The following is a 24,834-nucleotide window of genomic DNA, read 5'->3' on the forward strand; positions in this document are numbered from 1 at the left end:
TCGTTCGCTGAGGAGTAGATCTCGACCCGCTTCGTGGCCTCGCAAGCTCAGCCGCTGCGCTCGCTCGATCTTTTCGCGTTGTGACCCTGCTCGCTTCGCTCGCAGGGTCACAGGCTCAAACCTCCAGCAGCTCGGCTTCCTTGGACTTGAGCATCTCGTCGATCTCGTCGGTGTGCTTCTTGGTGAGGCCGTCGAGGCGCTTCTCCGCCCCGGTGACGTCGTCCTTGCTGGCCTCGCCGTCCTTCTCGAGCTTCTCCAGATTCTGCTTGGCCTTCTGGCGCACCTGGCGCACCGAGACGCGGCCCTGCTCAGCCTTCTCCTTGGCGAGCTTGATGTACTCCTTGCGGCGCTCCTCGGTCAGCTCGGGGAAGACCGCACGCAGGATCTTGCCGTCGTTGGACGGGTTGACGCCGAGGTCGGAGTCGCGGATGGCCTTCTCGACGTTGGCCATGGCGCCGATGTCGAACGGGGCGATGTTGATGATCCGCGGCTCGGGGCTGGTGAACGAGGCCAGTTGCTGGATCGGCGTCGGAGTGCCGTAGTAGTCGACCAGGATCTTGCTGAACATCTGCGGGGTGGCCCGACCGGCACGGATGGTGGCGAAGTCCTCACGCGTGGAGTCCACCGACTTCACCATCTTGCTGTCGGCCTCGTTGAGGATGTCGTTGATCACCGGTTTACTCCTGTGCGCTCGTAAGTGATGTGGGTGTGGGGTGGCGTGTGGGCTCGTGCCGCTCAGCCAGCGGTGACGAGCGTACCGATCTTCTCACCCTGGACGATCCGGAAGATCGCCCCCTCGTCCTCCGCGCCGTAGACCACGATCGGCATCTTGTTCTCCATGCAGAGGGCGAACGCGGTGGCGTCGGCGATCTTGAGCTGCTTCTGCAGCGCCTCGTTGAAGGTGATCTCGTCGTACTTCGTCGCCGTCGGGTCCTTCTTCGGGTCAGCGGTGTAGACACCGTCGACCCCGTTCTTGGCCATCAGGACGACCTCGGCGTGAACCTCCATGGCACGCTGGGCGGCGACGGTGTCGGTGGAGAAGTAGGGCATGCCCGAGCCCGCGCCGAAGATCACGACCCGGCCCTTCTCGAGGTGACGCATCGCCTTGCGCGGGATGTAGGGCTCGGCGACCTGACCCATCGTGATCGCGGTCTGCACCCGGGTGTCGACTCCCTCCTTCTCGAGGAAGTCCTGCAGCGCGAGGCAGTTCATGACGGTGCCGAGCATGCCCATGTAGTCGGCGCGGGACCGATCCATCCCGGCCTGCTGCAGCTCGGCGCCGCGGAAGAAGTTGCCGCCACCCACCACGATCGCGACCTGCACGCCGGAGGCGGCGACAGCAGCGATCTCCTTGGCGATCGAGGCCACAACGATGGGGTCGACGCCGACCTCGCCGCCGCCGAAGTTCTCTCCGGACAGCTTGATCAGAATGCGCTGGTAGCGGGTCATACCGTGGCCTTTCCTCGGGCGACGTCGTGCGGGGCGGTGCCGGTGTTCTCTGTGTACGAAAGAGCCGGTCCGATGATGACCAGACGGATCATCGGACCGGCTCCTTTCGTCGTACGTTGCTGCTCAACCTAACGGATCGCGCGCTGTGCGCGCGGGCCAGGCTCTGGTCAGGCGCCGACGTCGAAGCGGGCGAACTGCTTCACCTGCGTGTTGGCGGCGTCGAGGACCTGCTTGACGGACTTCTTCGACTCGAAGACCGACTCCTGGTCGAGCAGGACGATCTCCTTGAAGAAGGCCTTGATCCGACCCTCGACGATCTTGGCGACGGCAGCCTCGGGCTTGCCCTCCTCGAGCGTCTTCTTGGTGAGGACGTCCTTCTCGGCCTCGACCACGTCGGCCGGGACCTCGTCGGAGGTCAGGTACTGCGCCTTGAGCGCGGCAGCCTGCTGGGCGGCCTGCTTCGCGGCCGCCTCGTCACCCTCGTAGGAGACCAGGACGCCGAGGCTCGGCGGCAGGTCGGAGGCCTTCTTGTGCAGGTAGACCGTGGTCTCACCCTCGAAGTAGGCGACCTGGCCGAGCTCGATCTTCTCGCCGATGGTGCGGGCGAGCTCCTCGACGGTCTCGCCGACGGTCTTGTCGCCGAGCGCAACGGCCTTGAGGGCCTCGCGGTCGTTGATCTTGTTGGCGTCGGCAGCCTCGGCGATCTGCTGGGCAGCCGCGACGAAGCCCTCGTTCTTCGCGACGAAGTCGGTCTCCGAGAGGAGGCTGACCAGCGCGTTGCCGGAGGCGGCGACGAGGCCCGCCGAGGTGGTGCGCTCCGCGGCGCGGGCGGTGGCCTTGGCCGTGCCCTTGACGCGAAGGATCTCGACAGCCTTGTCGAAGTCGCCGTCAGCCTCGTCGAGCGCCTTCTTGCAGTCCATCATGCCGGCCTGGGTCAGCTCGCGGAGCTTCTTGACGTCGGCAGCGGTGTAAGCCATGTGTGTCTTCCTCTGACTTGTTAAGTGGCTCTTAAGTGGACGCTGAGGCTCAGGCCTCGGCGGGCGCCTCGGTGGCCTCAGCAGCCGGGGTCTCCTCGGCCTTGGTCTCCTCGGCGGGGGCCTCGGTGGCCTCAGCGGCCGGGGTCTCCTCGGCCTTGGTCTCCTCGGCGGGGGCCTCGGTGGCCTCAGCGGCGGGGGTCTCCTCGGCCTTGGTCTCCTCAGCGGCCGGGGTCGCCAGGAGCTCGCGCTCCCACTCGGCCAGCGGCTCCTCGGCGGTGGTGCCCTCGGTGCCCTCGCTCTTGCCACCGGAGCGGGCGATGAGGCCCTCGGCCACGGCGTCGGCGACAACGCGGGTCAGCAGGCCGACGGCGCGGATGGCGTCGTCGTTGCCCGGGATCGGGAAGTCGACCAGGTCGGGGTCACAGTTGGAGTCGAGGATGGCGACGATCGGGATCCGCAGCTTGCGGGCCTCCTCGACTGCCAGGTGCTCCTTGTTCGTGTCGACGATCCACACGGCGGACGGCGTACGGCCCATCTCGCGGATGCCGCCGAGGGTCTTGTCGAGCTTGTCGCGCTCCCGCTTCATCTGCAGGAGCTCCTTCTTCGTGCGGTCCGAGCCGGCCACGTCATCGAAGTCGACCTCGTCGAGCTCCTTGAGGCGGTTGATCCGCTGGTGCACGGTCTGGAAGTTGGTGAGCATGCCACCCAGCCAGCGCTGGTTGACGTAAGGCATTCCGACGCGCGTCGCCTGCTCGGCGATGGCCTCCTGGGCCTGCTTCTTGGTGCCGACGAACATGATCGTCCCGCCCTTGGCCACGGTCTCCTTGACGAAGGCGAAGCTGCGGTCGATGTAGGCCAGCGACTGCTGAAGGTCGATGATGTAGATGCCGTTGCGGTCGGTGAGGATGAACCGCTTCATCTTCGGGTTCCAGCGACGGGTCTGGTGTCCGAAGTGGACGCCGCTCTCGAGGAGCTGGCGCATGGTCACGACTGCCATGATGTTTTTTCTCCTATGTGGTGGCCCGCGTTCGCACCGCTGAGGCTCGACCTTGCGTTTCTCGAGGTCGGGCGGGTGTCGGCGCGAGCCGATCGGTTTTCAGTTTCGCGCCCATCGTTGGTGATGGGCCCTGACGCCTGCACGCGGTCCGACCTGAGCGTGCTGCTCGGGACTGAGGGCCGCGCCCGCGGGCGATCGGCCTCTCGGAGCGAGAAACCGTCGCGGTCTGCTGGCGTGCGAAGTCAGCCCCACAGGGGGCTGCCGATCCAAGACTAGCCGCCGATCGGCGTCTCGGGCCAATCCGCCGGGACCGACGTCGGTGCGGGCCGATCAGTGTCCACAGGGGTATCTCGAGACAGGGTTATCCACAGGGCGTACGAGGCCCGTTGTGCGGGTCGTCGATCCGGGGTTGTCTGCTCGGCATGACCTCGTATCGCCTCTCCGACCGGGCCCGCACCCTCGTCGCGGCCCTGTTTCTCGTCGTCCTCATCGTCCCGACAGGCCCAGCCCTCGGAACCCCGCGTGCCGAGGTGGCGCCGCCCGGCGCCTCGTTGGGTGGGGCAGCGGGTCACGACGAGGGTCCGAGCCCGGTCGGTATGTCTGACGAGGTCCCCCAGGGAGAATGGCCGCTGGCGCCACAGCCGGAGGTGGTGCGGCGCTTCGACCCTCCCGACGCCCCGTGGGGTGCCGGTCATCGCGGCGTGGACCTGGCCGGATCGCCGGGTACGGTGGTTCGCGCCGCGATGGCTGGGACGGTCGCATTCGCCGGGGTCATCGCCGGCAAGCCGGTGGTGAGCGTTGACCACGATGCCACGCGGACCACCTACGAGCCGGTCGTGGCCACGGTGGCCGCCGGAGACCCGGTCGCCGCCGGTGCGCCGCTGGGCCGTCTCGGCGTCGCCGGCTCCCACTGCTTCCCGGTCGCCTGTCTGCACTGGGGCTGGATCCGCGACGCGGACGATGTCTATCTCGACCCGCTGCTGCTCGTCGACGCACCGCGGCCGGTCCGGCTCCTCCCCCTCTGGCGGGGAGACCCGGTCCGATAGGCACGTCCACCGAAGCGGGTGCGTCCCCAGGGCTTGTAGACCGAGAGCACGACCGCGATCGTCACCCCGGTCAGCGAGACCGCCGGCGGAAACCGCAGAGTGCCCACGTCTCCGGTCAGCTCACCAGTCGCGGCCAGGACCTCGCCGATGGTCCGGACCTCGGCCATACCCGGCATCAGTACGAAGACGATCAAAACGACCAGCACCACGTTGACGACCAGCTTCACCGCAACCCACCAGAACCGCACCAGGCCCCACTTGGTCCCCCAGCCGAGCACCAACCCGGTCGCCAGCACGATCACCCCCGCGGCAAGCATCGGCCCCGCCAGATACGTACCGATCACCTGCAACGCCAGGGCCCGATCGGCGGCCTCCGCCGATCCCGTGGCGACGGCGGCCAGGATGCCGACGACCACATCGATGCCGAGCCACGCCCCCACTCCGAGGAGGTGGAGCACGAGCACGGCCTTGCGTACGCCGGACCGCAGCCGCGCCGGCTTGCCGGTCGTCGAGTTCTTGGACATGCCCTCACCCTCGCCGACACGAAGTGCCGTCACGTCCGCGCGACAGCGTGAGCGGCGTACGTGATCTGGCGTACGCCCCGGCGAGTCGGTAGTTGTGGCGGCCCGCCACTTCTACTGTCTCGGCAGGTCAGGCGCGGGGGTGGGCTTGACGGTAGGCCTTGCGGAGCCGGTCGCTGCTGACGTGGGTGTAGATCTGGGTGGTGGCCAGGCTGGCGTGACCGAGGAGCTCCTGGACCGAACGGAGGTCGGCGCCGCCCTCGAGGAGGTGAGTGGCCGTGCTGTGGCGGAGTCCGTGGGGACCGAGGTCGGGGGCCCCGGGGACGTCGGCGAGGCGTCGGTGGACGAGGGTGCGTACCGCGCGCTGGTCGAGGCGGCCGCCGCGAGCGCCGAGAAACAGCGCTGGACCGGAGGACTCGGTCAACAGCTGTGGTCGACCACGGACGACCCAACGATCGAGCGCTCGCACCGCAGGACCACCGAAAGGCACCATCCGCTCCTTGCGCCCCTTGCCGAGCACCCGTACGACCCGCCGCTCGTAGTCGACGTCGTCCAGGTCGAGGCCGACGAGCTCGCCGACCCGAGCACCGGTCGCGTAGAGCATCTCCAGCACAGCGATGTCGCGCATCCCGACAGCGGTGCCGTCCTCGGCGGCAGCTGTGGCGGCGGCGATGAGCGAGTCGACCTCGTCGGGACGGAGCACGGGCGGGAGCGTCCGATGCGCCTTCGGTGAGCCGAGTGCGGCGCCGGCGTCGACCGGCGCCCGGCCCGTGCGCACCAGCCACGCGCAGAAGACGCGGGCCGCGGCGGCGCGCCGGGCCAGCGTCGTCCGCGAATGGCCGGTGGTCTGCTGCTTGGCCAGCCAGCTGCGCAAGGTGCGCAGGTCGATCGCCTCCGGGCCGGTGCAGCCCATCCGGGCGGCATGGTCGAGCAGACTGCGGACATCGCCCAGATAGGCCCTGACCGTGTGGTCGGAGAGGCCCCGCTCGGCGCCGAGATGTCGCTCGTAGTCCCCCAGCAGCGCGGCGTAGACCTCGGAGAGATCCGCCTCCGCGGACCCACCCTCCTGGTCTTCCTCGGCATCTGCGCTCACCCGAGCCAGAGTAGATGCTGAGCGGAGCCTCAGGTGCGAGCCGCGCCCGGCGCCAGCTGCCACCCGTCGGGGAACCGCTCGGCGAGGCCGAGCGCCTCGAGCCGCGTCAGCGCGGTGCCCGCGGTCTTCGGGTGAAGGCACGCCGATCTCGCGATGTCGAGCTGAGAGGAGGGTCTGGTCACCGGCACCGCGTCGAGGACCTGCTTCTCGATGGAGGTGAGCGAGTCGCGGCGGCGCACGGGCCCACGGGGCTCCACGGGGAGGGCTTCGCCGGCGTCACCGACGAGCTCGCGTACGTCGAGACCGTCGGCGACCAGGACACCTTTGCCGCTGCGCAGGAGGTCGTGCGTCCCGACGGAGGTGATCGCCCCCACCTGGCCCGGCACGGCCATCACGGGCGTGTTGATGCTGTAGGCCCAGTGGGAGGTGTTGAGGGACCCGCTGCGCGCCGCCGCCTCGACGACCACGGTGCCGCGGGCGAGGGCGGCGATGATCCGGTTGCGGGAGAGGAATCGATAGCGGGTGACCGGGAAACCGGGCGCGATCTCTGAGATCACCGCACCGCTCTCGGCGATCGCGTCGATCAGGCGCCGGTTGCGCAGCGGATAGGGAACGTCGACACCGCCCGCGAGCACGGCGACGGTGCTCCCGGGCGGGCCGGTGAGGGCGCCGCGATGCGCGGCCGCGTCGATGCCGACCGCTGCCCCGGAGACCGTCACGAAATCGTTGACCGCGAGGTCCGCGGCGATCCGCGCCGCGGCGTCGGCGCCGTAGGCCGTCGCCTCTCGGGACCCGACGATGGCGACCGAGCGGTCCAGGTCGCTGAGCAGGAGCGGCCCCCGCACCCACAGGCCGAGCGGGGTGCCGGTGCGGTGCTGGAGAGGCTCCTGTCCGGCGAGCCGCTCGACCTGGACAGGCCACTCCTCATCCCCGGGGATGACATAGCGGAACCCGGCGTTGGTCGCTCGCTCCAGGTCGCGGTCGGGATGGATCTGGGCCAGTCGCACTCTCGCTTCGAGTCCGTCCTCGCCGAGATCAGGATCCTCCTCGGCGAAGCGTCTGTACACCTCGGTCGCGGTGGCTCCAACCATGCAGCTGTCGAGGAGCGGGGTGCCGGGCTCGATCAGCTGGGTCAGCGCGATCCGGGCCAGGCGCTCGCGCTCGAGGTCGGTGAAGGTCGCGGCGACGGACGCTGTGCTCATGCGGACCTCCCCTCGTACGCCGCGACCTTGAGCGACCCGCCGTTGCGCAGCGCGAGCGCCGTCTCGGTCTCGGCGACGCCCGGCCAGTCGACCCCGGCCAGGTCCGCCAGCGTCCAGGCGAGCCGGTGCACTCGCACCGCGCCGCGACGGGTCAGGGCGCCCGAGAAGATGCGTGAGTCGATCAACGCCTCGGCTGATGGCGGCAGCGGCCAGTTGTCGCGCAGCGCGATCCCACTGGCCTGACCGTTGAGCCGCCAGCCGAAGTCTGCGTACCGCTCGCGTTGTCGACGCCGAGCCTGCGCGACCCGTTCGCGGATGTCGGCGCTGGCTTCCGAGCCCCACGGGTCGTGGTTCTGCTCGGACATGGGTCGCAGCGTGCGACTGATATCGATGCGGTCGGTGATCGGTCCGGAGACCTTGCGCGCATAGGCCTGTCGCTCGTTGGACCGGCAGATGCAACCGTCCTTGGTGACCGAGGCGTCGAAGTTCCCGCACGGGCAAGGGTTGGCGGCGAGCACCACCAGGGCGCGCGCCGGCAACGTCACCGACTCCTCCCCTCGGGAGACGGTGATGTCGCCGCTCTCGAGCGGCTCGCGCAGGCACTCGATGACGTCGCTCTTGAACAACGGGAACTCGTCGAGGAAGAGGACGCCGGCGTGGGAGAGCGAGACCTGGCCCGGACGGACTCGGCCGCTGCCGCCACCGACGATGCCCGGTTTCGAGGCGTCGTGATGGGGAGCCGCGAACGGGGGCCGGGTGAGGAGCCCCTGGTCCACGTCGAGCACTCCGGCCAGCGACTGCACCGCCATCACCTCGAGCGACTCCTCCCGAGACAGATCGGGCAGGATCGTCGGGATCCGCTCGGCGATCGAGGTCTTGCCGCAGCCCTTCGGTCCTTTGAGCAGCAGATGATGTCCGCCCGCGGCCGCGACCTCGACCGCGTAGCGGGTCTCGGGCATGCCTCGAAGGTCGGACATGTCCATGTCGTCGAGCCTGCGGTCTCCTCGCCAGCCGAGCAGGCTGCCGCCGGTGCCGGTCGCGACCGGCGGCGCGTCGGGCACCGGCTCGCCGCGCAGCTCCGCGACGACCTGACCCAGCGACCGGAATCCCAGGATCTCCATCCCGGGAACCATCCGCGCCTCGGCCACCTGCGGCTCCGGCACCACCACCCGGGCGATCCCGGCGTGGGAGGCGGCAAGCACCATCGGGAGCACTCCGGAGGTCGGTCGCAGCCCTCCGTCCAGAGCCAGCTCGCCGATGAAGACCGTGCGTTCGAGACCACCGGGCTCGATCTCGCCGCTGGCCGCGAGGATCGCCAGCGCCATCCCCAAGTCATAGTAGGCGGTGCGCGTACTTACGTCTAGACTTTCACTATGACAACTACGACCGGCGGCCTCGCACTGATCTATTCGCGCATCTCGTCCGACCCGGAGGGACGGGCCGTCGGCGTCGAGCGGCAGGAGGCCGACTGCAAGGCCCTGGCCGAGAAGCACGGCTACACCGTGGCTGGCATCTACCGCGACAACGATGTGTCCGCGTCGACCAAGAGCACCAAGAAGCGGCCCGGTTTCACCCAGATGGTGGAGAGGATCCACCAGGGAGACGTCGCCGCGGTGCTGGCCTACTCCAACTCTCGCCTGACCCGACGAGTCCGGGAGTACCTCGACATCATCGACCTTCACCGTGAGACCGGGGTCCTGTTCCGGACGGTCGTCTCCGGTGATGCTGACCTGACAACGGCCGACGGGCGGGGCGTCGCGCTGACCCTGGCGACCTGGGATCAGGCCGAGGCCGAGCGAACATCTGAGCGTGTCACTCGGGCCAAGGCCGACATGATGTCCCGAGGCATGTACAGCGGGGGGCCCCGACCATTCGGCTACGAGAGCGACGGCGTCACGATCCGGGAGGCCGAGGCCGAGCTCATCCGCTCTGCTGCTGAGAAGGTGCTCGACGGGTCGGGCCTCTACACCCTCGCGCGCGAGTGGAACGAGTCCGGCAACCTGACCCCCAGGGGCAACCAGTGGCGCAATGAGTCACTCCGGAAGGTGCTCATGCGACCGAGGACGGCCGGACTGACCAACGCTCCCGGCGGGCATGTCGAGGCCGTCTGGCCGGCGATCCTGGACATGGACCGCTGGGAGGCCGTTCGGGCGATCCTGCTGGACCCGTCACGCCGGAGCAACCAACTAGGCGGCGAGGCTCAGTGGCTGTTGACCGGAATCGCCGTCTGCGGGCTCGACGGGTGTGGCGCCACGGTCCGTCACGGCAGGACCAAGTCGATCCCCCACTACCGATGCTCGAACCGCAGCTGCACCAGTCGACGGCAGGACCTCACCGACGACCTCGTGCGTGCGGTCATCGTCAAGCGACTCCGTGAGCCCGACGCATCCGACCTGCTGGCCCGCCACCTTGACCCGGCGGCCGCCAAGGAGGCGCGATCGCTGCGGCGCACCGTCACCGAGCTCGAGACCCGGCTCGAGGCACTGGCCACCAACACCGACCTCTCCGAGAAGATGCTGGCGAAGCGCGCAGCGGTCCTCGAGGGCGAGCTGGAGCAGGCACAGACGCGCCTGGACGCTGCGAACGTCGCGACGATGGCAGCCGGCCCCCTGAACGCCCTGGCCGGCCACCGTGACCCGGGCCAGGCCTTCCTCGACGCCGACCTCAAGACCCAGCGTGGTGTCGTGCGGACCCTCGTCACGATCACCTTCCTACCCAACGCACCCAAGGGCCGACCGAAGGGCTGGACTCCGGGCTCGCCGTACTTCGACCCGGAGACCGTCCGCATCGTATGGAACTAGGGCCGAAGGTCCCAGCCAAGGCGGTTGTGGTCTACCTCACATTTTGCTGTCCAGGTCTCACATATCGGACGTTTGTGATCTGAGACACTTCTTCGCTACCTCGCGCCACCTCACGCCACCTCGTCCCACTTCGTCTCAATGGGTCCTATTAGGCCGTATCTGAGGGCATCGGGCACACATCTGTGTCCGGAGTGGACACACTGCCCATTTGGGCACCTGACCTGGGAAAAGACACCGGCGTAACTTTCTCGCCCGATTCTCGTCAGAATCAGGTCGGAGTGGTTGCGCCGAATCGTGCTGTCTGCTTGCATAGACCGTAGGCGCGAAGGAGTCAATGGCCCAGACGGGCGTAATCCCCGGGCGACGAGCGCTGCTCACTGGTCAGATCTGACCAGGGCTCCACCTCATTAGGCAGCGTGCCGAGGGCCAACTTCCTACGGTCTAACCCTCGGCACGCCTGATCCCGAAGGACGTGTCCAACAATGGCACAGTCATATTCTGAAGTCGCCAACCGACCTCCAGTGTCGAAAGTCCAGAGCCTCCGAGGAACGCTCGCCAACGCTCACCGCCGCGGCACCGAGGCCGACATCATCGAGGCCCGCCGCGACCTCGCGATGGCGAAGATCGAGCAGTACGCGGCCCGAGTCGTGGCCGAGGCCCCAGCCCTCACTGACGCCCAACGCGAAAGGCTCGCCGGGCTCCTCGGCGGAGTCGGCCAGCGCATCGACGGGGCTGCCTGAGATGGCCCCGAACGAAGACCGCCCGGGGGTTAGCCGGGCGGTCAGCGGAGCTGCACGCTCCTCCTCAAGTATCTCACGGCGGTGTGGGCAGTGCTCCACCCTCGACCTCGCCGACCTTGCGACGTGCACCCGCTTCGGGATCATCTGTGGCCCGGACGCCTGCGCCCGGGACCTCATCGAGGTGACCCGATGACGACGCCCTACGAGCGCGTCGTGGACGCGCTGGCCGCTCATGTCCAGGTCCGCGATCAGGGCTCGAGCGCACGCGCTCAGTGCCCAGCTCATGGGTCCAGGGGGCTCACCCTCGCCGTCCGCGCCGGGACCACCGACGACGGCCGCGACAAGGCCACGATGACGTGCTTCGCGTCCTGCGAGACCACGGACATCCTGGCGGTCATCGGACTGACGATCGGGGATCTGTACGAGCCGAAGACCGGCCCGCGCGAATACGTGCCGCTCAAGATCACCCGCCCGACGTTCGACCTCGGGAAGGCGGGCATCTGGGATCGCGAGGAGCTCGCCGACCGCATGGCCGATCGCTCCGCCCAGGCGGAACTGACCCGGACCCTCGGGCCGGACCTGCTCGCCATCGGCGACCCGGACGCGCTCGCGTCCCTCTACCTCGGGGGGAGCAACGGTGACCGTGTCTGAGATCGACGACGAGTACGAGCAGCACCGTTGGCAGCCCTCCGACGAGGACCGCGAGTGGATGGCCGAGATGGCCCGCGAATACGACACCAAGCCAGCGACGGGTCTCCATGTGGTCAACAACGACGATGACGGCGCTGCGACCTCTGCCGCGATCGAGCACCTCCTGCCGCTGGTCGACTGGGACGAGCTCTTCGCCCAGGAGGACGAGGGCGAGCGCTGGATCTGTGAGCCCCTGCTGGCCGAGGGTCGCTCGACGGCACTGTTCAGCGCACCGAAGGCGGGCAAGAGCCTCCTCGTGCTGGAGATCGCCGTCAACGTCTCCCGCGGGTTCGCCGTCCTCGGCATGAAGCCCCCGCGGCCCTACCGGGTGCTGTACGTCGACCTGGAGAACGACATGCGCGGCGACGTGCGCCAGCGGCTCGAGGCCATGGGCTACGACCACGACATGATCAAGGAGGGGGCGCTGGCCAACCTCTGCTACCTCTCCTACCCGTCGCTGTCCAAGCTGGACAGCGCCCAGGGTGGCGCCGAGCTCCTGGCGGCCGTCGAGCACTACCGGTGCGACGTCGTGATCATCGACACCGTCTCGCGCATCGTGGCCGGCGAGGAGAACAGCAACGACACCTGGCTCAACCTCTACCGCCACACCGGCCTCGCGATGAAGCAGCGCGGCGTGGCCATGCTGCGCCTCGACCACTCCGGCAAAGACGCCGAGAAGGGCATGCGAGGCGGCTCGGCGAAGTCTGGCGACGTCGACATGGCGTGGCGCCTGACCCCGATGTCTGAGTCCGTGCTGCACCTCGACTGCGTGGCCCACCGGATGCCCGTGGAGTCCGCCCACCTGGAGCTCGTCCGCGAGACCGAGCCTGACCTCTACCACCGCGTTGCCGCCGGCCACGAGCGTGTGGGGATCAGCGCGATGGAGAAGGAGATCCTGGCCGACATCGAGGCCCTCCAGCTCGCACCCGAGCGCAGCGCCAACGACGTCTACACCGCGCTCCGGGCGGCCGGGAAGGGACGCAAGAAGAGGGCCGTTCTGCGGGTCGTTCGGATGTGGAAAGAGCAGGCTCGGACGGCCGAAAGTGGTTCCGGAACCACCCCGGTTCCCGACCCCCGGGAACCACCCTTGCGGGAACCACCTGGAACCACCACGAAACCGCAGGTCACAGGCATTTCAGGTGGTTCCGGAACCACCGGGAACCAGGTGGTTCCCACACCCATAGGGTGGGAACCACGGAACCGGGAACCGGGAACCGGGTGTCGATCGGGTGCCCCGGCGGACGTCCACCGCGCTGGCGCCTGCGACTGCTGGACACCAGGTGAGGCGTCATGACTCGCCCGACCTGGAGCGAGGCTCGCGACGCCATCGCCTGCCGTGGCTGCAAGGCGGCCCCTGGCGCGAACTGCCGATCGCTCCTCGACAAGCCCCTCAACGCCTGCCATCCCGCACGCATGGACGACGCCGCTGCCGTCCTCGACTTCCTCGACCTGGAGACACCATGAGCCGCAACCGCGCATCTGCCAAGGCGGCCGGCGCCCGCTTCGAGCGCGACATCGCCGACTACCTCGCCGCCAACGTCGACGACCGGATCGACCGCCGGGTCAAGACCGGGTCGAAGGACCGCGGCGACCTCGGCGGCTGGAGATACGCCGGCCTCCGCATCGTCGCGGAGTGCAAGAACGTCATCAAGCTCAGCCTCGGCACCTGGTGGGCCGAGGCTGAGATCGAGAAGGCGAATGACGACGCCGACATCGCGCTCGTCATCCACAAACGCCACGGACGCGGCGCGCCGCAAGACCAGTGGGTAACCACGACCCTCGGCGAACTAGTCAACCTGCTGCACGCAACCAAGGGGAACTGACCATGTCCGACTTCATCTTCGACCTGATCATCGCCATCACCATCACGGGCCTCATCGTCTACATCGCGTGGGTCGCCTGCCTGTTCATCGACGCCCGCAAGCGCTTCCGCGTCACCTGCGAGTGTGGCCACCGCGAGCGGACCATCACGCTGACCTCGGCCAAGTGGGCCGCGACCGAGCACATGATGAAGTGCCGGGGCAAGGCGGTCGTCTCGCCCCTGCCGCCCGTCGACATCGCCGCGGGTGCTGAGTAGTGACCACAGCACCCCGAGGCAGCAGCCCCGTCCCTCGTTGGGCGGGGCCTGCTGTGGCACGCGCACGTGCCACCCTGGCAGCGCGTACATCGTGGCCCGTGGCGTGTGGTGTGTGTGGCAAGCCGGTGAAGGCTGACCCACCGGGGACGAAGGGGAATGCCAGTGGATGGAGGCTGGGCCACATCAAGGACAGGGTCACGCACCCTGAGCTGACGTGGGTCGAGAGCAACTGGCGGGTCGAGCACAAGCGCTGCTCAGATGGTGGTGGCCAAGCCGCAGTCATCGCGAAAGCCAAGGCTGATGCGCTGCGTGAAGCCGGTTTTTCCGCGACGGACGAGGCCCCTCAAGCCGCCGCCCCTGTTTCTTCTCTCCCCAGCATCTCGAGCGAGCCGTTCACGATCCCTGATGAGCTCTCCTGGGACCACTTCATCAAGAACGTGCCCGCCTGGCTCGAGCCCTACATCGAGATGGACGCCAACTCGAACCCGCCCCTCGCCATCAGCCCCGTTCACCCCGACGCCGTAGGCACCTACGCCGACGATGCGATCCCCTGGATCGAGCAGGTCGAGAAGAAGGAGTTGCGCTGGTGGCAGCGTCTCGGCCTGGCCTTGAAGCTCCAGCACGACGCCGAGGGTCGCCTGCTCAAGCGCACGGCGGTCGAGACTGGACCCCGACGCGCCGGCAAGAGCGTGGGTCTGCGAGGCCTGGCTCTGTGGCGCATGAAGCACGGACCCTCCCTGTTCGGCGAGCGGCAGGAGATCGTGCACACCGGATCCGACCTCGCCGTCTGCCGCAAGGCCCAGAAGGAGGCCTGGCGCTGGGCCGAGGCCGAGTGGGGCCCGAAGGCCGTCACCCGCGGCAACGGGAAGGAGGCGATCGAGAGTCCCGACGCCGACGTCTGGCTGGTGCGCGCGCAAGATGCGACCTACGGATGGGACACGACCCTGGCGCTCGTCGATGAGGGTTGGGATGTCAAGCCCGACACCGTGACCGAGGGCCTGGAGCCGTCCCTGCTGGGCAGGCAGTCGCCCCAACTCATCCTCACCTCGACCGCTCACCGCCGTGCCCGCTCGACGATGCGATCGGCGCTCCTGACTGCGCTGGAGAACACCGACCCGAAGATCCTGCTCCTATGGTGGGGCGCCCCTCCTGACGCTGACATCTCCGACCCCGCGGTCTGGGAGGCCGCGTCTCCGTACTGGGACGAGGACCGCGCCGAGTTCGTCGCGTCGATGTACGCCAAGGCCCTGGCCGGCGAGGAGGATCCAGAGCTCGACGACGTCGACCCCATGCGTGCGTTCGAGTGCCAGTACGCCAACAAGTGGAACCTGAAGGAGCGCCGCCAGGTCGGCGACCCGGTGACCACAGAGCAGGCCTGGGCCGAGCTCGCACGCGTTGCACCCGCAACATCTCCCGATGCCGTAGCGGTCGAGGCCTGGTTCGAACGTGGCGTGTCGGTGGCGCGGGCCTGGCGCACCCAGGACGGCACGGTGACAGTCTCCGTGACCAACCACGCCACCCTCGACCTGGCGGCACGTCAGATCGCCGCGCTCCAACTGCGCAAGCCCGCCATCGTCGGCACCTCGCTGATCGAGCATCCCGCCTGGAAGAAGCACAAGGTCCGCACCGAGTCCGCCAGTGCCACCACCGTGGCCCAGGTCGGCGAGCTCCAGCGGATGCTCCGTGAGGGCACCCTCCGCCACGACGACTCCGAGCCGCTGACCGTGCAAGTCCTGGCGCTGCGCGTCTCGCCGGGAGTCAACGGCCCGCGCGTGCGCAACACGGACCGTCAGGACTCGATCAAGTCCGCCGTCTGGGCCGCGTCCGCTGCTGCCACCGTCGTCCGCCGGAAGGTGGTCGTGCCGACGAGGTATCAGACCGCCTGACGCAAATGTGACAACGCGTCGTGTCGCTACGCATGTCGCATTCGTGCCATACTGGCAATGTGGGCTTATGGACACGTTTCCGCGATGGGCTGACCGGCGGTAGAGCCGTTCAGCTGGCCGCCGCGTCCCAGGAGCTCGAGGCCACCGCCGGCGAGCAGTTCGCGGCGATCGGCTCCGAGTCCATCCCCGCCTCCTTCTTCGGCCTGACGTCCTACGACGACCCGGTAGCGATCGCTGGTGCGGTCTCTCGCCGCTCGGCGCTCCAGGTGCCCGCCATCAAGCGCGGACGCGACCTGATCCCCGGCACCCTGGGCACGCTCCCGCTCGACCTGTACGGCCCGCAGAACACGCTGTCGGTCTCCGACCTCCTCGCCCAGCCTGAGCGCAACACTCCGCGCTCGGTGACCATGGCGAAGACGTATGAGGACCTCTGGTTCGAGGGCGTCGCCTGGTGGAAGGTCACCGAGTACGGCTGGCACGGCTACCCGACCAAGGTTCGCCGCCTCGAGCCGCGCACGGTCGACGTCCGCATCGACGGCAAGGTCTACGTGACCCGGGACGGCAACCGCGGCATGACGTGGGAGTACGTCGAGGACAAGGACCTCATCCGCTTCGACTCCCCGACAGAGGGTGTCCTGACCGCCGGCGCCCGTGCCATCCGGTCCTCCCTGATCCTGGACGCCGCTGCGCTGCGCTACTCCGACGGCGCCCCGATGGCCGACTACTTCAAGCCCAGCGACGGCTACGACCCGGACCAAGACGAGGTCGACGCCACCCTCGACGCCTGGCTCGCCGCCCGCCGGCAGCGCGCAACAGGGTTCGTGCCCAGCGGCTTCGACTACAACGTCAACGCCTTCGACGCTCAGAAGCTCCAGCTGGCCGAGTCCCGCCAGCACGCCGTCCTTGAGCTCTCCCGCGTCATGGGCGTAGACCCCGAGGACCTCGGCGTATCCACGACCAGCCGGACGTACCAGAACAGCCAGGACCGCTACCAGGCCCGCGTGAAGGACACCCTGCGCCCGTACATGGTCGCCGTCGAGGAGCGCCTCTCCATGAACGACGTTTGCCCCCGCGGCTACGACGCCCGGACCCGCGTGGCCGACCTCCTGTTCGCCGACGACAAGACCCGCTTCGAGGCCTACAAGATCGGGCTCGAGGTCGGCGCCATCGGCCAGGACGAGATCCGCGAGCTCGAGCGCAAGGCCCCGCTTGCCCCGGACCAGACCCCGGCGCTCACGTCGGCAGAGCAGGTCATCGACGTCGAAGAGGTGCCCAATGCCTGAAGCACAGTTCACATTCTCCGCTGATCACCTGGACTTCACGGTCGACACCGAGAAGCGCACCATCAGCGGCCAGATCGTCCCCTTCGGGGTGAAGCCGATCGACGGTCGGAACGTCACCTTCTCCAAGGGCGACATCGCGTGGTCCAACTTCAAGTCCGTGAAGATGAATCTCGACCACGCCATCTCCACATCCTTCGGATTCGGCCTCTCCCTCGCTGAGGGTGACACCGGCATCCACGGGTCCTTCAAGGTGGCCGACGGCCCCCGTGGAGATGAGGCGCTCACTCTCGCTGAGAGCGGCGTGTACGACGGCCTCTCGGTCTCGCTCTACAAGCCCGAGGGCAAGGACAAATACCACCTGGCCCACGTTGCGTTGACGGCCGAACCAGCCTTCGACTCTGCGCGCGTCACCTCGATCGCGGCGTCCGCTGCGTCCAACAAGGAAGGGGCCGTCATGGCCGACAACACCGAGACGGCTGAGGCCCCCCAGGACTTCAGCGCCGTCACCACCGCAATCACCGAGGGCTTCGCGGCCCTCACCGTCCCGCCGCGCGAGGTCACCCCCGCCGGTGAGGGAGTCACCCGCGAGGAGTCCCCGTACCGCTTCAACGGCACCAGGGGCGCTCACGAGTTCTCCACCGACCTGTTCGCGGGCACCAAGGGCTCCGGCGAGTCGATGCAGCGCGTGCAGGACTTCATCCAGCACACGTTCGCGGCCGTCGACTCCGGCGACGTGACCAGCGTCAACCCGAACGGGTTCCGCCCCGACCTCTACGTCGACTACATCGAGAAGGACGCGCCGGTCTACGCCGCGATCAACTCCGGCGGACTCTCCGGCCCGACCCCCTATGTCGTGCCGAAGTTCGCTTCCTCGTCCAACGAGGTGGCCGACCACGCCGAGGGTGTCGAGCCCGCGAACGACGTGACGTTCGTAACCGACGACGACACCGTCACCCCGGCTGCGCTCTCCGGCCGTGCCGTCATCACCCGCAAGGTGTACGACGCCGGCGGCAACCCGCAGGTCTCGGCCATGATCTGGCGCCAGATGAACCGCAAGTACGCGGAGCTCCTGGAGACCAAGGCCGCGGCCTTCATGAACAGCCTCACGCTCACCGAGCTCGGCGGCACCCTCACGACCGGCGCGACGGATGCGACCCTCGCGAAGCTCGTCAAGGCCGGCCTGGTCGGTGCGCAGTTCATCGACGGTTCCGGGTCGTGGGACTTCTTCACCGGGCACCGGGACCTCTACACCGCGCTCGCCACGGCCGTCGACGGCGACGACCGCCCGTACTTCCCCGTCGTCAACGCGGTGAACGCGGACGGCACCGCGGGCGGCAAGTTCCGCTCGCTCGACATCGGCGGCCACAACCTGCTCCCGGCCGGGACCCTCGGCGCCTCTGGTGTCAACCAGAAGTCGTTCATCGGTGACAAGGAGGGGCTGCACTTCGTCAACACCGCCCCCCAGCGCATCGACCTGGCCGAGACCGTCGCCACCGTCTCCTTCGGCCTGTACGGCTACTGGGCGGCTGCCCTGCTCGACGGCAACAAGGTCCGCAAGCTCACCTACGACAACGCGGCCTGATCATGGCCACGATCCCCGACCTCGACGCGGTGAAGGACTACCTCGGCTCGGACCACTCATGGTCCGACGTCGAGATCAGTGCTGCCCTCGCGGCGCAGGCCGGGGATCAGGACAAGAAGACGGCCTACGTGGCCGACCCGGAGGACCCCACCTGGTTCCCCGACGCACTCGCCCAGGCGCTGTGTCGGCGGACCCAGGTGGCCCTCTCGCTCCAGCCGCTCCCCCTGGGCGTGCAGATGACCCTGGCCGACGGGGCCGCCGCCACGATCCGCGTGGGCTCCCCGACCAGGGACCCGCTGGTGTCCGACCTCGAGCGGCCCTATCGCAAGCTGGTCATCGGATGACCGCGCGCGAGGAGATCGCCACGGCGGCCTCCACCGTCGAGGGCATCCGGGTCACGCCCTACTACCGGCAGATCGCCAAGCCGGGCGAGGGCTTCGTCTCGATGGGTCCTCGCCAGCGTGGTGACAACGGCTTCGGCTACGTCGCCGAGTGGATCGTCCTCGTGGCCCTGCCGCAGGACTTGAAGGCGGCTGAGGTCTGGCTCGACGCCAACCTCGAGGCCCTCATGGCGGCGATCGACACCGAGATCGTCGTCCAGTCCGCAACCCCCGACACCTTCACATTCCGTGACGGTGCGAGCACCAACGCCGTGGCTATCACTGGCGTCCGAGAGGCCTAGGAGGCCAAGATGGCACGCGTAAACCCTCGCCTCATCGTAGTGATGGCAGGCGACTCCGGCACCGAGACCGACCGCTCCCTCGAGCTGTCCAAGTGCGAGTTCCACTCTGCCGAGGCAGACGTCGAGTTCGTCTCCTTCGAGGAGGCCCGCGCTGGCGGTGCTCGCACCTACACCGCCCAGCTGACCATCGCCCAGGACCACGCCACCGGCACCCTGTGGCGCGAGGTCTGGGACAACGCCGGCGCCACGATCTCCGGCATCTACCAGCCCTACGGCAACGTCACCCCGACCGCGTCTCAGCCTCACTACACCTTCGGCGCCGTCATCTCCGAGCCCGACGGGCTCCTGATGGGCGGGGAGGGCACCACCTCCACGCGAGCGGTCGCCTCCATCGAGGTCGAGTGGGAGCTCGAGGCCAAGCCCGTCGAGGACACCGGGGTCTAGCCATGGTGCGCCCAGGGTTCGGAGTCGAGGTCGTTGGTCTGAAGGAGACCATCCGCGGCCTCAAGGGCCTCGGTGCCGAGGCGTCCGATCTCAAGGACGTCTTCGGCCCGATCGCCTCCGAGGCTCGCGACGTAATGGTCGGGTTCGTCGGATCTCGCTCCGGGCGCCTGGTGCGCTCCCTGAAGGGCTCCAAGGCCCAGAACAAGGCCATCGTCCGCGGCGGCGGCAAGAAGGTCCCCTACGCCGGCGCCGTCCAGTGGGGATGGGGTCGCGGCAACAGCGAGTGGAAGCACGGCCGATACGCCACGGGCATCCGCGGCTCCTTCGCCGGTCAGCACTTCTTCGAGAAGACCGACGCCGTGATGGGTCCGCGCGCCGAGCAGATGTTGGCCGACGGCATCGAAGACATCATCCGCAAGTACGACCTCAGCTAGGAGCTGCACACCATGACCGAGACCGCCGACCGCATGCCGCTGGACGAGCTGGCCGAGACGCTCAACGGGTTCGAGGAGATCGCCATCCAGAAGTCGTTCGGACTCACCCTCGACCACCTCGAGGAGCAGGGCACGATCGCCGTCCGCGCGTTCGCGTTCATCGAGTTCAAGCGCGAGGGCCAGAAGGACACCGCCGCCTACAAAGCGGCCATGGAGATGACCCTGCGCGAGCTCACCGACCGCTACCCCGAGCTCGCCGAGGACGACGACTCCGCCGACCCGATGGCCGGCATCAAGGACGACGACCCAAAAGCCTGACCGCGGCCGCCGATGAGTGGACCCGCCGCAAGGCCAACTTCTGCATGGCCACCGGCTACCCGCCGAGTGAGTACGAGGCCCTGACCGTGCGAGAGCGCCGGATCTGGACCGAGGAGCACCGCCGCATGAACCCGACGAAGTGAGGAGGTAGACCGATGGCCGATCGCCGGATTGTGATCTCGATCCTCGGCAACGCGTCGAGGATGATCAAGTCCGTCTCCAAGGCCGACTCCTCGCTGACCAAGTTCCGCGGCACCGCGCTCAAGGCTGCGCTCGGCATCGCCGCCCTCAACTCCGCCATGACGCTGGGCTCGGCCGCCGTGGTCCTCTTCGCAGGCCTCCTCGCCGCGCTCCCGATCGCACTGGCCGGCATAGGACTGGCCGGGGCCGCGATGGATGAGCGGGTGCAGTCCGCGTTCGGCAACCTCAAGAAGCGAGCCACCGAGACGCTCAAGGGCATCGGCAAGCCGCTCGTCGAGCCCCTGGTCAAGGGCGCCGAGTCACTCGGCCGCGCCTTCGAGTCGGTCGCGCCCTACCTGACCGAGATCTCCCGGGCCGCCGCGCCGCTGGTCTCCGGCTTCTTCGCCAAGGTCGAGACCTTCGCCGACAAGGTCGGCCCCAAGCTCCCCGCGATGTTCCGCAACGCCATCCCCGTCCTCGAGGGCTTCGCCTCCCTGTTCGGGCAGATCGGCAAGGCCATCGGCCGGTTCTTCGGGGGCGACCTGCTCAAGGGCTCCAACCTCAAGGAGGCCTTCACCACCGCGGGCGCTACCATCGCCGGGTTCCTCGACCGCGTCCGCGCGATCGCCGACTTCCTGACCCCGTTCATCGAGCAGATCGCCGCCGGCCTGCAGCCCGTCATCGATGCCGTGGTCGTCGCCTTCGACGCGCTGCTCAAGAAGCTCGAGCCCGTCTCGAAGTGGTTCAAGGAGCACCCGAGCGTCATCCAGGCGCTCGCCACCGCCATCGGGATCGTGGTCGTCGCGCTCTACGCCTTCTCGGTCGTCATGGCGATCGTCAACGCGGTCATGCTGCTGAACCCGGTCACCTGGATCATCCTGGGCATCGTCGCCCTGATCGCGATCATCATCTTGTGCGTCCGGCACTGGGACAAGATCAAGGCGACCATGTCCAAGCTCTGGGGCTGGATCAAGGGTGTCTTCGCCAAGGGCTGGGACTGGCTCAAGAACAAACTCTCGCAGGCCGTACAGGGCTTCGTCCGCGCCAACAAGAAGGCCTGGGACACCGTCAAGAAGGCCTTGGCCACCGCGATCACCTGGTACGTGGGACTGCCCGGGCGCATCCTGCGGGCCGTGGGCCGCTTCGGCTCCCTGCTGCTGTCCAAGGGCCGCGATCTCGTCTCCGGGCTCTCTCGCGGCGTAGTCAATCGCTGGAACGGTCTGCGGTCCTGGATCCGCGGCGTTCCCGGCCGGATCAAGTCCGCTATCGGCAACCTTGGCGGGCTCCTCACCGCCGCCGGTCGCGCCCTCCTCGGTGGGCTCTACAACGGCATCGCCGAGAAGTGGCGCCAGGTGCAGTCCCTGGTCGGCGGGATGGCCAGCTGGATCCGGGACAATAAAGGGCCGATCTCCTACGACCTGCGGCTGCTGATCGACAACGGCAAGGCGCTCATGTCCGGCCTCGACAAGGGCCTCCTGGAGGGCTTCAACCAGAAGGTCAAGAAGACCATCGGGAAGATCACGGACACGATCGGCGCCGGCTTCTCGGCCGAGATCACCCCCGAGTTCAAGGGGGACCTGCTGCCTGCCGGCGCTGCTACACCTGGCGCCGACGGCGGAGTCACGATCCACGTCACCGTGCAAGGCATCGTCGGCGACCCCGTGGCGACCGGCCGCGAGATCGGCAAGGCGATCGGTGCCTACGTCGGCGCCGGCGGACGGGTTCGGGTGGCGTGATGGCTGACCTCGCAGACGACATCAAGGTCGAGGTCCAGTTGCCGCCCGAGGAGGGCGACAACCTGCTCACCAACACCTCCGGCCAGTACGGCGCATGGCAGTGGGCGCCCGACAGCCTGACGACCAACGTCACCATCACCGGGGACCCTGTGGCCCGCACCATCAAGCTGCAGCGAGGCGGCACCGCCGGGTCCACGGGCATCTGGACCGACCCCCTTCCCGTCACGCCCGGGATGTACGCCAACGCCCGCGTCGACCTGACCGCGATCACCACCGGCCACAAGGTCACCCTCGGCCTGCAGTTCTACAACTCCGCCTACCAGGTCATCTCTTGGCACTACTCCAGCCCGAGCACGGCCCTGGACACCCTGGCGTTCTCCTCGGTCACCATCCCGGGCACCGCCGCCTACGCCCGCCTCTTCGTCGTCCTCGACAAGACCGCCGACCCCAACCCCGACACCGGCTCAGCCAACGCCAACGCCCTGGCGACGTTCACCAAGGCGATGGTTACCGAGGTGACCGGCGCTGGTCTGCCCTCGGTCGTGCGCACCAACCTGATGCCCAACGGGGGCTTCCAGTACAGCACCACAGGCTGGACGGTCGGACAGAACATCGCCAGCATCAGCCGCTTCGAGTACGTCGGAGGCGCGTGGGTTCTCCGTGCCGACACCTCCGAGACCACACTGTCGAACGGCGAGGGCTGCTACGTCCACGGCCCCTACGTGTCGGACATTGTGGGTGGGGAGAACTACTCGCTGCGCGTCGACGTCCGCGTCGACGTGATGACCGATGGCCACACCCTCGAGCCCACGATGTACTACTGCTGGTACAACGACAGCAACGCCCAGATCGGCAGCTGCACCTTCGTCGACTCCGGCGTGACGGACGGGTCGTGGGTGCAGTTCTGGCGGATCATCACCGCACCGGCCGGTGCCACCAAGCTCCGCATCAACCCCGGCATGAGACACCGCGGCCCCCCGATCCTGGTCGCGGCCGGCTGGGATTTCGACGTCGACTCGGTCTCGGTCGTCCAGTCCTCGGCCCTGATGCCCTACTGGGACGGCGACACCGCCGACACCTCCAGCCACGTCTACGACTGGACCGGCACCGCTGGCAACTCGCCCAGCACCCGGTCCAGCGTCGGCGCGGTCGAGTACGTCGAGCCCGACGAACAGTTCATCGACGTCACGGGCGGCTACAACCAGTTCACCATCGAGCGCGACGAGCTCGACATCTCCACCATGAACGGAATCGTCGTCGACCCCGCGCTCTCACCGGCCAGGGCCGACTCCATGATCAAGCCCGGGCGCGGCATCCGCGTGTGGGCCTACCGCCCCGAGACCGAGGCCTTCGAGCGCCTGTTCACCGGCAAGCTCGGACCCTGCTCGGTCGAGTACGACCCGCTCGAGGACGAGAAGCGGAACAAGCTCAAGATCACCGTCACCTCCACCGGCCGCGAGTCCACACTGGCCCAGGCCTCCCGCCCCGGTGTCGCCCTGACCGCCGCGGGCCTGCCTGCGCTGGCGCTGTCCAGCGCCGGCGTGCCCTGGGTCGTCGACGGCTCCACCGCCATCACGCCCGCCACCTCCGTGGCCGACAACGAGAGTGCCTCCGCGCTGGACCAGGTCGCCCTGACCCGCGACACCGTCGGCGGGACCGCCTGGATCGACCCCACCGGAACACTCCAGTTCGAGACCACCCTCGGCGCCAAGTCGACCGGACCCGACACGATGGGGCCCGCCGACTACTCCGCCGCGGGGCTCAAGGTGGGCTTCTCCACCGACAACCTCATCAACCAGGTCCTCGTCACCCGCCTCATCCGAGCCTCCGACGGCTCCACCGAGGAGCGGACGGCCGGCCAGACCTACGAGGACGGCGCCTCGGTCCGCGAGTGGGGCGCCCACTCCTACCCGCTGACCATCGCCTCGACCCCCGGCGCGACCTCGGACGCCGAGGTAGCCGCCCAGCGCATCCTCGACGGCAACGCCACCCCGACCCTGGCGATCGAGCAAGTCGAGGTCAACTCCGCCGACGAGCGCACCCACGCATTCCACGACCTCTACGACCTGGTCACCGTCACCGCCGACACCATCGACGGCGAAGTCATCAAGGCGCTGCGCATCGCCCGCCGCAAGGACGAGTTCACCACCGAGAAGCGCCCCGGCGGACAGGGCCGCTGGAGGACCACCTACGGCTTCAAGGTCGAGGGCGTGGTCGCCTCCCCTTCCATCCAGCCGCCCCTGTCCTCAGGGGCGCCAAGCGCGGCTCGGGGGACGGTCACTACCTACATCTCCACCGCTGCCTCTGTGCCGACCGGCGGCTGGGCGACGACGCCCGGGTTCAGCACTGTCCTTGACTCCGCATCCGACACGGCAGCCCTCGCCGACCTCGGATGCTCGTATTCCTCAGGCGTCATCACAGTGACTACTGCCGGATTCCTCACGATTGGGATTCGATACCGCGCGGGCGCAACCGTCGCTGGACTGTTCGCAGCCCGACTGCTGGTGAACGGGACCTCAGCAAAGGAGATCGTGGATCCGAGTTGGAACACCAACTGCACCATCGAGGCCGAGTTGACGCGCCACTTCGATGCCAACGACCAGATCACGATGCAGATCTACAACAACACCGGCGCTTCACGGGCCCTGAATACCGGGTCCACTGGCACGTCCTTCTGCGTGACCCGGTACTAGGAG

26 protein-coding genes are annotated in these 24,834 nt (G+C 68.3%); 18 read left to right on the top strand and 8 right to left on the bottom strand.

Annotated elements, in window-relative coordinates:
• Nucleotides 1–115 precede the first annotated feature (115 nt).
• The 4 genes from frr to rpsB form a co-directional block, all read right to left on the bottom strand.
• Nucleotides 116–670 carry a ribosome recycling factor gene (gene frr, locus ABZZ22_RS02430; protein WP_354926619.1) on the bottom strand — a complete coding sequence of 185 codons (555 nt, stop codon included), beginning with the start codon at nucleotides 668–670 and terminating at the stop codon, nucleotides 116–118.
• Between the two features lie 65 nt (nucleotides 671–735).
• Nucleotides 736–1,449 (bottom strand): UMP kinase, encoded by a 714-nt coding sequence (gene pyrH, locus ABZZ22_RS02435; protein WP_354926441.1) that lies wholly within the window; start codon nucleotides 1,447–1,449, stop codon nucleotides 736–738.
• Nucleotides 1,450–1,616: 167 nt separating this feature from the next.
• Nucleotides 1,617–2,426 carry a translation elongation factor Ts gene (gene tsf, locus ABZZ22_RS02440; RefSeq protein WP_354926443.1) on the bottom strand — a complete coding sequence of 270 codons (810 nt, stop codon included), beginning with the start codon at nucleotides 2,424–2,426 and terminating at the stop codon, nucleotides 1,617–1,619.
• A gap of 49 nt (nucleotides 2,427–2,475) precedes the next feature.
• Nucleotides 2,476–3,423 (bottom strand): 30S ribosomal protein S2, encoded by a 948-nt coding sequence (gene rpsB / locus ABZZ22_RS02445; RefSeq protein WP_354926445.1) that lies wholly within the window; start codon nucleotides 3,421–3,423, stop codon nucleotides 2,476–2,478.
• A gap of 422 nt (nucleotides 3,424–3,845) precedes the next feature.
• Here rpsB and ABZZ22_RS02450 point away from each other — a divergent pair, with 422 nt between their 5' ends.
• On the top strand, nucleotides 3,846–4,469 hold the full coding sequence (locus ABZZ22_RS02450; RefSeq protein WP_354926447.1) for a peptidoglycan DD-metalloendopeptidase family protein: 624 nt from the start codon (nucleotides 3,846–3,848) through the stop codon (nucleotides 4,467–4,469).
• Here the strand turns inward: ABZZ22_RS02450 and ABZZ22_RS02455 are convergent.
• From ABZZ22_RS02455 to ABZZ22_RS02470, 4 genes are all read right to left on the bottom strand, one after another.
• Nucleotides 4,388–4,993 (bottom strand): hypothetical protein, encoded by a 606-nt coding sequence (locus ABZZ22_RS02455; protein WP_354926449.1) that lies wholly within the window; start codon nucleotides 4,991–4,993, stop codon nucleotides 4,388–4,390. The two genes, ABZZ22_RS02450 and ABZZ22_RS02455, sit on opposite strands and share 82 nt — an antisense overlap.
• 127 nt (nucleotides 4,994–5,120) lie before the next feature.
• The gene (locus ABZZ22_RS02460; protein WP_354926451.1) at nucleotides 5,121–6,083 is read right to left on the bottom strand and encodes a tyrosine recombinase XerC; all 963 of its coding nucleotides are present in this window, start codon (nucleotides 6,081–6,083) and stop codon (nucleotides 5,121–5,123) included.
• A 29-nt stretch (nucleotides 6,084–6,112) separates the two neighbouring features.
• Nucleotides 6,113–7,285, bottom strand: a complete 1,173-nt coding sequence (dprA, locus tag ABZZ22_RS02465; RefSeq protein ID WP_354926452.1) for a DNA-processing protein DprA — start codon at nucleotides 7,283–7,285, stop codon at nucleotides 6,113–6,115.
• Nucleotides 7,282–8,814 carry an ATP-binding protein gene (locus tag ABZZ22_RS02470; RefSeq protein ID WP_354926621.1) on the bottom strand — a complete coding sequence of 511 codons (1,533 nt, stop codon included), beginning with the start codon at nucleotides 8,812–8,814 and terminating at the stop codon, nucleotides 7,282–7,284. Before ABZZ22_RS02470 ends, dprA begins: the two co-directional genes overlap by 4 nt.
• Between ABZZ22_RS02470 and ABZZ22_RS02475 the strand changes: the two genes are divergently transcribed.
• From ABZZ22_RS02475 to ABZZ22_RS02555, 17 genes are all read left to right on the top strand, one after another.
• Complete coding sequence (locus ABZZ22_RS02475; RefSeq protein ID WP_354926623.1) at nucleotides 8,701–10,086, top strand: recombinase family protein; 1,386 nt, start codon at nucleotides 8,701–8,703, stop codon at nucleotides 10,084–10,086. The two genes, ABZZ22_RS02470 and ABZZ22_RS02475, sit on opposite strands and share 114 nt — an antisense overlap.
• Before the next feature lie 521 nt (nucleotides 10,087–10,607).
• Nucleotides 10,608–10,826 (top strand): hypothetical protein, encoded by a 219-nt coding sequence (locus tag ABZZ22_RS02480; RefSeq protein WP_354926454.1) that lies wholly within the window; start codon nucleotides 10,608–10,610, stop codon nucleotides 10,824–10,826.
• A gap of 189 nt (nucleotides 10,827–11,015) precedes the next feature.
• Nucleotides 11,016–11,477 carry a hypothetical protein gene (locus ABZZ22_RS02485; protein WP_354926456.1) on the top strand — a complete coding sequence of 154 codons (462 nt, stop codon included), beginning with the start codon at nucleotides 11,016–11,018 and terminating at the stop codon, nucleotides 11,475–11,477.
• Complete coding sequence (locus ABZZ22_RS02490; RefSeq protein WP_354926458.1) at nucleotides 11,464–12,810, top strand: AAA family ATPase; 1,347 nt, start codon at nucleotides 11,464–11,466, stop codon at nucleotides 12,808–12,810. The genes ABZZ22_RS02485 and ABZZ22_RS02490 overlap by 14 nt, the downstream gene beginning before the upstream one ends.
• Nucleotides 12,807–12,980 carry a hypothetical protein gene (locus ABZZ22_RS02495; RefSeq protein WP_354926460.1) on the top strand — a complete coding sequence of 58 codons (174 nt, stop codon included), beginning with the start codon at nucleotides 12,807–12,809 and terminating at the stop codon, nucleotides 12,978–12,980. Before ABZZ22_RS02490 ends, ABZZ22_RS02495 begins: the two co-directional genes overlap by 4 nt.
• Nucleotides 12,977–13,339, top strand: coding sequence for a hypothetical protein (locus tag ABZZ22_RS02500; protein ID WP_354926462.1), 363 nt, complete (start codon nucleotides 12,977–12,979; stop codon nucleotides 13,337–13,339). The genes ABZZ22_RS02495 and ABZZ22_RS02500 overlap by 4 nt, the downstream gene beginning before the upstream one ends.
• A 2-nt stretch (nucleotides 13,340–13,341) precedes the next feature.
• The gene (locus ABZZ22_RS02505; RefSeq protein WP_354926464.1) at nucleotides 13,342–13,593 is read left to right on the top strand and encodes a hypothetical protein; all 252 of its coding nucleotides are present in this window, start codon (nucleotides 13,342–13,344) and stop codon (nucleotides 13,591–13,593) included.
• A 125-nt stretch (nucleotides 13,594–13,718) separates the two neighbouring features.
• The gene (locus ABZZ22_RS02510) at nucleotides 13,719–15,479 is read left to right on the top strand and encodes an HNH endonuclease (protein WP_354926466.1); all 1,761 of its coding nucleotides are present in this window, start codon (nucleotides 13,719–13,721) and stop codon (nucleotides 15,477–15,479) included.
• A 59-nt stretch (nucleotides 15,480–15,538) separates the two neighbouring features.
• Nucleotides 15,539–16,762, top strand: coding sequence for a phage portal protein (locus tag ABZZ22_RS02515; protein ID WP_354926468.1), 1,224 nt, complete (start codon nucleotides 15,539–15,541; stop codon nucleotides 16,760–16,762).
• Nucleotides 16,755–18,344: a hypothetical protein gene (locus ABZZ22_RS02520; protein WP_354926470.1), complete on the top strand. Its 1,590-nt coding sequence runs from the start codon at nucleotides 16,755–16,757 to the stop codon at nucleotides 18,342–18,344. The genes ABZZ22_RS02515 and ABZZ22_RS02520 overlap by 8 nt, the downstream gene beginning before the upstream one ends.
• Before the next feature lie 2 nt (nucleotides 18,345–18,346).
• A complete protein-coding gene (locus tag ABZZ22_RS02525) occupies nucleotides 18,347–18,688 on the top strand; it encodes a hypothetical protein (RefSeq protein ID WP_354926472.1) in 342 nt (113 codons plus the stop codon).
• Nucleotides 18,685–19,026, top strand: a complete 342-nt coding sequence (locus tag ABZZ22_RS02530) for a hypothetical protein (protein WP_354926474.1) — start codon at nucleotides 18,685–18,687, stop codon at nucleotides 19,024–19,026. The genes ABZZ22_RS02525 and ABZZ22_RS02530 overlap by 4 nt, the downstream gene beginning before the upstream one ends.
• A gap of 9 nt (nucleotides 19,027–19,035) precedes the next feature.
• Entirely contained in the window at nucleotides 19,036–19,470 is a 435-nt protein-coding gene (locus ABZZ22_RS02535) for a hypothetical protein (protein WP_354926476.1), read from the top strand.
• A 2-nt stretch (nucleotides 19,471–19,472) separates the two neighbouring features.
• Nucleotides 19,473–19,904 (top strand): hypothetical protein, encoded by a 432-nt coding sequence (locus ABZZ22_RS02540; protein WP_354926478.1) that lies wholly within the window; start codon nucleotides 19,473–19,475, stop codon nucleotides 19,902–19,904.
• 12 nt (nucleotides 19,905–19,916) lie between these two features.
• Nucleotides 19,917–20,222 carry a hypothetical protein gene (locus ABZZ22_RS02545; RefSeq protein WP_354926480.1) on the top strand — a complete coding sequence of 102 codons (306 nt, stop codon included), beginning with the start codon at nucleotides 19,917–19,919 and terminating at the stop codon, nucleotides 20,220–20,222.
• Nucleotides 20,223–20,377: 155 nt separating this feature from the next.
• Complete coding sequence (locus ABZZ22_RS02550) at nucleotides 20,378–22,138, top strand: hypothetical protein (RefSeq protein WP_354926482.1); 1,761 nt, start codon at nucleotides 20,378–20,380, stop codon at nucleotides 22,136–22,138.
• Complete coding sequence (locus ABZZ22_RS02555; RefSeq protein ID WP_354926484.1) at nucleotides 22,138–24,831, top strand: hypothetical protein; 2,694 nt, start codon at nucleotides 22,138–22,140, stop codon at nucleotides 24,829–24,831. Before ABZZ22_RS02550 ends, ABZZ22_RS02555 begins: the two co-directional genes overlap by 1 nt.
• Nucleotides 24,832–24,834 lie beyond the last annotated feature (3 nt).

Origin of the sequence: Nocardioides sp. NPDC006273 (assembly GCF_040613495.1) — a bacterium.
In the GTDB taxonomy this organism is placed as follows: Bacteria; Actinomycetota; Actinomycetes; order Propionibacteriales; family Nocardioidaceae; genus Nocardioides.

Bases quoted from the DNA above. Each gene is read 5' to 3' on its own strand.
- pyrH (WP_354926441.1), bottom strand. From the start codon at position 1,449: ATGACCCGCTACCAGCGCATTCTGATCAAGCTGTCCGGAGAGAACTTC.
- tsf (WP_354926443.1), bottom strand. From the start codon at position 2,426: ATGGCTTACACCGCTGCCGACGTCAAGAAGCTCCGCGAGCTGACCCAG.
- rpsB (WP_354926445.1), bottom strand. From the start codon at position 3,423: ATGGCAGTCGTGACCATGCGCCAGCTCCTCGAGAGCGGCGTCCACTTC.
- ABZZ22_RS02450 (WP_354926447.1), top strand. From the start codon at position 3,846: ATGACCTCGTATCGCCTCTCCGACCGGGCCCGCACCCTCGTCGCGGCC.
- ABZZ22_RS02455 (WP_354926449.1), bottom strand. From the start codon at position 4,993: ATGTCCAAGAACTCGACGACCGGCAAGCCGGCGCGGCTGCGGTCCGGC.
- dprA (WP_354926452.1), bottom strand. From the start codon at position 7,285: ATGAGCACAGCGTCCGTCGCCGCGACCTTCACCGACCTCGAGCGCGAG.
- ABZZ22_RS02485 (WP_354926456.1), top strand. From the start codon at position 11,016: ATGACGACGCCCTACGAGCGCGTCGTGGACGCGCTGGCCGCTCATGTC.
- ABZZ22_RS02495 (WP_354926460.1), top strand. From the start codon at position 12,807: ATGACTCGCCCGACCTGGAGCGAGGCTCGCGACGCCATCGCCTGCCGT.
- ABZZ22_RS02500 (WP_354926462.1), top strand. From the start codon at position 12,977: ATGAGCCGCAACCGCGCATCTGCCAAGGCGGCCGGCGCCCGCTTCGAG.
- ABZZ22_RS02505 (WP_354926464.1), top strand. From the start codon at position 13,342: ATGTCCGACTTCATCTTCGACCTGATCATCGCCATCACCATCACGGGC.
- ABZZ22_RS02520 (WP_354926470.1), top strand. From the start codon at position 16,755: ATGCCTGAAGCACAGTTCACATTCTCCGCTGATCACCTGGACTTCACG.
- ABZZ22_RS02525 (WP_354926472.1), top strand. From the start codon at position 18,347: ATGGCCACGATCCCCGACCTCGACGCGGTGAAGGACTACCTCGGCTCG.
- ABZZ22_RS02530 (WP_354926474.1), top strand. From the start codon at position 18,685: ATGACCGCGCGCGAGGAGATCGCCACGGCGGCCTCCACCGTCGAGGGC.
- ABZZ22_RS02535 (WP_354926476.1), top strand. From the start codon at position 19,036: ATGGCACGCGTAAACCCTCGCCTCATCGTAGTGATGGCAGGCGACTCC.
- ABZZ22_RS02540 (WP_354926478.1), top strand. From the start codon at position 19,473: ATGGTGCGCCCAGGGTTCGGAGTCGAGGTCGTTGGTCTGAAGGAGACC.
- ABZZ22_RS02545 (WP_354926480.1), top strand. From the start codon at position 19,917: ATGACCGAGACCGCCGACCGCATGCCGCTGGACGAGCTGGCCGAGACG.
- ABZZ22_RS02550 (WP_354926482.1), top strand. From the start codon at position 20,378: ATGGCCGATCGCCGGATTGTGATCTCGATCCTCGGCAACGCGTCGAGG.
- ABZZ22_RS02555 (WP_354926484.1), top strand. From the start codon at position 22,138: ATGGCTGACCTCGCAGACGACATCAAGGTCGAGGTCCAGTTGCCGCCC.